Source organism: Pseudomonas endophytica (assembly GCF_001411475.1).
GTDB lineage: Bacteria > Pseudomonadota > Gammaproteobacteria > Pseudomonadales > Pseudomonadaceae > Aquipseudomonas > Aquipseudomonas endophytica.
This window is the reverse complement of record NZ_LLWH01000086.1, coordinates 1-5,362: the sequence shown is the minus strand read 5'-3', so window position 1 is coordinate 5,362 and position 5,362 is coordinate 1. Positions and strand designations below refer to the sequence as shown.

Below are 5,362 nucleotides of genomic sequence, written 5' to 3'. Positions count from 1 at the left end.
GGCGCAGATTGTGCACGCGGCCATCGACACCGGGATCGCGCGCGCAGCCTATGAAGACGCGCTGGAATTTGTGCGCCACAAAACCCGACCCTGGATCGACGCCACCACCCCCATCGCCAGCGAAGACCCACTGACCCTTAAAAGCTTTGGTCAACTGAGCGTGCGCCTGCATGCGGCTGAAGCATTGCTGGAGCGCAGCGGCGAGTTTCTAGACATTGCCCAAGCCAACACCAATGCCAGCACTATCGCTGCCGCTTCGATTGCCGTGGCTGAAGCCCGCGCCATCAGCACTGAAGTCTCGCTGAGTGCCGCCAGCACGCTGTTTGAACTGGCGGGTAGCCAAGCCAGCCTGGCGCAATACGGCCTTGATCGCCACTGGCGCAACGCCCGCGTACACACCCTGCACGACCCCGTGCGCTGGAAGTATCACGCCATTGGCAACTACTACCTCAACAGTGAAAACCCACCACTGCGGGGGACGATTTAATGAGCAAAAAGAAAATCCTGCTCAATGCCTTCAACATGAACTGCATTGGCCATATCAACCACGGGTTGTGGACGCATCCTCGCGACACGTCTACTCGCTATAACACCTTGGAGTACTGGACCGAGCTGGCACAGTTGCTGGAGCGCGGTTTGTTTGACGGGCTGTTCATCGCCGATATCGTCGGCGTGTACGACGTTTATCAACAGTCGATTGATGTGCCGCTCAAAGAGTCCATCCAATTGCCGGTTAACGACCCATTACTGTTGGTTTCAGCCATGGCTGCAGTCACCAAAAACCTTGGTTTTGGCTTAACGGCCAACCTGACCTACGAACCTCCGTATTTATTCGCACGCCGCATGTCGACACTCGACCACCTGACCCGCGGTCGAGTGGGCTGGAACATCGTGACCGGCTACTTGGACAGCGCGGCCAAGGCCATGGGCTTGACCGAGCAAGTGGAGCACGACCGTCGTTACGACCAAGCCGACGAATACCTTGAGGTGCTCTACAAACTCTGGGAAGGCAGTTGGGAGAACGACGCCGTGCTGAACGACCCGGCGCAACGCATCTACGCCCAACCCGACAAAGTGCATAAGGTTCAACACGCGGGGGAGTTCTATCAGGTTGAGGGTTACCACCTGTGTGAGCCTTCGCCACAGCGCACGCCGGTGCTGTTTCAAGCCGGCAGTTCGGACCGTGGGCTGACGTTTGCCGGGCGCCATGCCGAATGTGTGTTTATCAGCGGGCAGACCAAGGCAGCAACCAAAGTTCAGGTCGACCGTGTTCGCGCCAGCGCAGCAGCGGCAGGCCGCAACCCAGATGACATCAAACTGTTTATGGGCCTTAACGTCATCGTCGCACCGACCGAGGCCGAGGCGCTGGCCAAACGTGAGCAATACCTAACGTACGCCAGCGCCGAAGCCGGCGTGGCGCATTTTGCCAGCTCCACCGGCATCGACTTTGCCGAATACGAACTGGATGAGCCGATCCAATACGTGAAGAGCAACGCCATCCAATCGGCGACCAAAGTGCTGCAAAACAACGACTGGACACGCCGCAAGCTGCTTGAGCAACACGCACTGGGCGGGCGTTACATCACGGTGGTGGGTTCACCTGAGCAAGTCGCTGATGAACTGGAATCGTGGATCGAGCAAACCGGCCTTGATGGTTTCAACCTAACCCGCATCGTCACGCCCGAAAGCTACGCCGACTTCATCGACCTGGTGATCCCGGAGCTGCAGCGCCGTGGCGCTTACAAAACCGCGTATGACACCGGCAGCCTGCGACAAAAACTGTTTGTCGAGGGTGACGCACACCTGCCCGAACGCCATACGGGCGCGACTTACCGCCCTAACGCCTGACCTGTAGATCGCAGCCTTCGGCAGCTCCTACGCAAAGCATAAGCAGCGCTGAGTAATAAATTGTAGGAGCTGCCGCAGGCTGCGATCTTTTGACCTTAAAGCTCGCTCCTACGAAGACCGCATTTAGCCCTTTTATCGGATGAATTTTATGAACAAAAAACACGCTCTGGTTCTCGCGCTCGGCCTGTTCAGCAGCCTTGCCTTCGCCGCCGAAAAACCGCTCAAAGTCGGCACCACCGCCGCTTTTGCCATCCCATTGGAAGCCGCAGTGGCTGAAGCTGACAAACAAGGGCTAAAAGTGGAATTGGTCGAGTTCACCGACTGGATCGCCCCCAACGTCAGCTTGGCCAGCGGTGACATTGACGTGAACTACTTCCAGCACATTCCGTTCCTAGAAAACGCCAATGCCGCCAGTGGCTTTCATCTGGAGCCTTACGCCCTAGGCGTGATCAATAACGTGGGCCTGTACTCGAAAAAGTACAAAAGCTTCGATGAGTTACCGAACGGCGCTACCGTGGCCATCGCCAACGACCCGATCAACAGTGGCCGCGGCCTGCAATTGCTGGCCAAAGCCGGGCTGATCACGCTCAAACCCGGTGTCGGCTATAAGGCCACTGAAGAAGACATCACCGACAACCCGAAGAAGCTCAAGATCCTACAAGTCGAAGCCGTGCAACTGGTACGCGCTTACGACGATGCCGACTTGGTACAGGGCTATCCAGCCTACATTCGTCTGGCTAAAACCTTCGATGCGACCTCCGCATTGCTATTCGATGGTATTGACCACCCAGAGTACGTCATCCAGTTCGTTATCCAGCCCAAGAGCAAGGGCGACCCGCGCCTAGACAAGTTCATCGACATTTATCAGCACTCGCCGGTGGTAAAGGCTGCGCTGGATAAAACCTACGGCACCCTGTACCAACCTGGCTGGAAGAACTGACGATGAACGCAGCCATTGAACGCGCCCGGCTCGACGAGCCGCAACCCAGTGCAACGCGCACCCAACTGCACCCGGAGCTGAACAACGCCCACGTGCGTTTTATTGGCGTGAGCAAAACCTATGACGGCCGCCAAGGCCCGGTAGACGCCCTTAAAGGCATTGATCTGGCGATTCAGCACGGGGAAATTTTCGGCATCATTGGCCGCAGCGGCGCCGGTAAATCGTCGTTGATTCGCACCATCAATCGCCTTGAACAACCCAGCAACGGCCGGGTGCTAATCGACCAAGTCGATATCGGCGAGTTTGACGAAGACAAGCTGGTGGCGTTGCGCCGTCAGACCGGCATGATTTTTCAGCACTTCAACCTGATGTCAGCTAAAACCGTGTGGCAGAACGTCGAGCTGCCGCTCAAGATCGCGGGCGTCCCCAAGCAGCAGCGCGAACAAAAAGTCCGCGCGCTGTTGGAGCTGGTTGGCCTGCAAGGCAAGCACACAGCCTACCCGGCGCAACTGTCTGGCGGGCAAAAACAGCGCGTCGGGATTGCCCGTGCGCTGGTTCACGACCCGCACATTTTGCTCTGCGACGAGGCCACCTCAGCACTCGACCCCGAAACCACCCAGTCGATCCTTGGCTTACTGCGCGAAATCAACCAGCGGTTGGGCCTGACCATCATCCTCATCACCCATGAAATGGCGGTGATCCGCGATATCTGCCATCGGGTGGTGGTGCTGGAGCAAGGTCGGGTCGTTGAACAAGGCCCGGTGTGGCAAGTGTTCGGCAACCCACAACACGAGGTCAGCAAAACCTTGCTCGCACCTCTGCAAGACAACGTGCCCGAAGCGCTGCAAAACCGCATCACCGCGACGCCACAGACCTCGCAATCCAACGTGATTTTGCGCCTGCGCTTTACCGGCGGCCAAGCACAAGAGCCCGATTTAGGCGCGCTGTTTAGCGCCTTGGGCGGGCAAGTGCGCTTGCTGCATGGCGGCGTCGAGCAGATTCAAGGCCATGCCTTGGGGCAACTGCTGCTGAGCGTCACCAGTGCGTCACTGGGCGCTGAAGAACTGCGCAAGCGCGCCGAACAATGGGCACAACAGGTCGAGGTGCTGGGCTATGGGGTTTGATCGTTTGTGGCAAGGGTTGATCGACACCTTTTTGATGGTCGGGGTGTCGTCTCTGATCGCGTTGATCTTGGGCATTCCGCTGGCGGTGATCTTAGTCACCAGCGGCAAGGGCGGCATCTACGAAGCCCCCGCGCTGAACAAAGCCTTGGGCGCGTTCGTCAATTTGTTTCGCTCCATCCCGTTTCTGATATTGATGGTGGCGTTGATCCCGTTTACCCGCCTGATTGTCGGCACCACCTACGGTGTGTGGGCGGCAGTCGTACCCTTGACCATCGCCGCTACGCCGTTCTTTGCGCGAATTGCCGAAGTCAGCTTGCGCGAGGTGGACCATGGCTTGATCGAGGCCGCCCAAGCCATGGGCTGCAAGCGGCATCACATCATCTGGCACGTGTTATTGCCAGAAGCGTTACCGGGCATCGTCGGTGGTTTTACCATCACCATCGTCACCATGATCAACTCATCCGCCATGGCTGGAGCCATTGGTGCGGGAGGGTTGGGCGACATCGCCTATCGCTACGGTTACCAGCGATTTGATACCCAAGTCATGCTGACGGTGATCGTATTGCTAGTGGTGCTTGTGGCCGTGATTCAGCTCGGCGGCGACCGTTTGGCGCGTGTACTGAACAAACGCTGAGGTATAGTCGGCGGCAACACAACCGCCGACTGAGCCTGCAATGACCCTGGACCCCAACACCCTCGAACAGATTGCTGCCACCACCTTGGCGCATTACCAACAGAGCGCGGAAGACTTTCGCGAAGGGACTCGCGATCACGACGTCAGCCAGAACATCGACGCCTTATTGCGCCATATTCAGGCGGCGGCGCCATTTACCATTCTGGATTTCGGCTGCGGCCCAGGGCGTGACCTGCAAGCCTTCACCCGTTTGGGGCACGTGGCTATCGGGCTGGACGGCACCGAGCGCTTCACCCAAATGGCGCGTGAAGACAGCGGCTGTGAAGTGTGGCACCAGGACTTCCTCAAGCTTGACCTGCCTGCCGAACGCTTCGATGGCATCTTCGCCAACGCCTCGCTATTTCATGTCCCGACGCAATCACTGGCGCAAGTACTGGGCAAGCTACACGCCAGCCTCAAACCCGGCGGCGTGCTGCTCAGCTCAAACCCACGGGGCGACAACCGTGAAGGCTGGAATGGCCAGCGCTATGGCGCCTATCACGACCTTGAAAACTGGCGAACCCAGCTCACCGCTGCGGGTTTTACAGAACTGGAACACTACTACCGCCCCACCGGCCTACCCCGCGAGCAACAGCCTTGGCTGGTGAGTGTGTGGCGTAGCGGTCTTTGATTTTTTAAAGATCAGTTGGCTCCTACATTTTTGGACTGCCCCCAAAAAGTTGGACACATATCCAACTTTTTGGGGTTTCAACATGAGCAAGTACACAGAGCAATTTAAGCTCAACGCCATCAAGGCTTATCTTGATGGCACTAAGG

6 protein-coding genes are annotated in these 5,362 nt (G+C 57.8%); all 6 read left to right on the top strand.

The window, feature by feature from the left end; translation table 11 throughout:
• On the top strand, positions 1–487 hold a 487-nt coding region (locus AQS70_RS07325; RefSeq protein ID WP_277620582.1), incomplete at its 5' end, for an acyl-CoA dehydrogenase family protein.
• Positions 487–1,848, top strand: a complete 1,362-nt coding sequence (locus AQS70_RS07320; protein ID WP_055102213.1) for an LLM class flavin-dependent oxidoreductase — start codon at positions 487–489, stop codon at positions 1,846–1,848. The genes AQS70_RS07325 and AQS70_RS07320, both read left to right, overlap by 1 nt.
• Positions 1,849–1,996: 148 nt before the next feature.
• Entirely contained in the window at positions 1,997–2,788 is a 792-nt protein-coding gene (locus AQS70_RS07315; RefSeq protein WP_055102212.1) for a MetQ/NlpA family ABC transporter substrate-binding protein, read from the top strand.
• Between the two features lie 2 nt (positions 2,789–2,790).
• Complete coding sequence (locus AQS70_RS07310) at positions 2,791–3,912, top strand: methionine ABC transporter ATP-binding protein (RefSeq protein ID WP_055102211.1); 1,122 nt, start codon at positions 2,791–2,793, stop codon at positions 3,910–3,912.
• Complete coding sequence (locus tag AQS70_RS07305) at positions 3,902–4,546, top strand: methionine ABC transporter permease (RefSeq protein WP_055102210.1); 645 nt, start codon at positions 3,902–3,904, stop codon at positions 4,544–4,546. Before AQS70_RS07310 ends, AQS70_RS07305 begins: the two co-directional genes overlap by 11 nt.
• 40 nt (positions 4,547–4,586) lie before the next feature.
• The gene (locus tag AQS70_RS07300; protein ID WP_055102209.1) at positions 4,587–5,216 is read left to right on the top strand and encodes a class I SAM-dependent methyltransferase; all 630 of its coding nucleotides are present in this window, start codon (positions 4,587–4,589) and stop codon (positions 5,214–5,216) included.
• Positions 5,217–5,362: the final 146 nt, after the last annotated feature.

Coding starts and splice junctions, on each gene's coding strand:
- AQS70_RS07320 (WP_055102213.1), top strand. CDS start 487: ATGAGCAAAAAGAAAATCCTGCTCAATGCCTTCAACATGAACTGCATT.
- AQS70_RS07315 (WP_055102212.1), top strand. CDS start 1,997: ATGAACAAAAAACACGCTCTGGTTCTCGCGCTCGGCCTGTTCAGCAGC.
- AQS70_RS07310 (WP_055102211.1), top strand. CDS start 2,791: ATGAACGCAGCCATTGAACGCGCCCGGCTCGACGAGCCGCAACCCAGT.
- AQS70_RS07305 (WP_055102210.1), top strand. CDS start 3,902: ATGGGGTTTGATCGTTTGTGGCAAGGGTTGATCGACACCTTTTTGATG.
- AQS70_RS07300 (WP_055102209.1), top strand. CDS start 4,587: ATGACCCTGGACCCCAACACCCTCGAACAGATTGCTGCCACCACCTTG.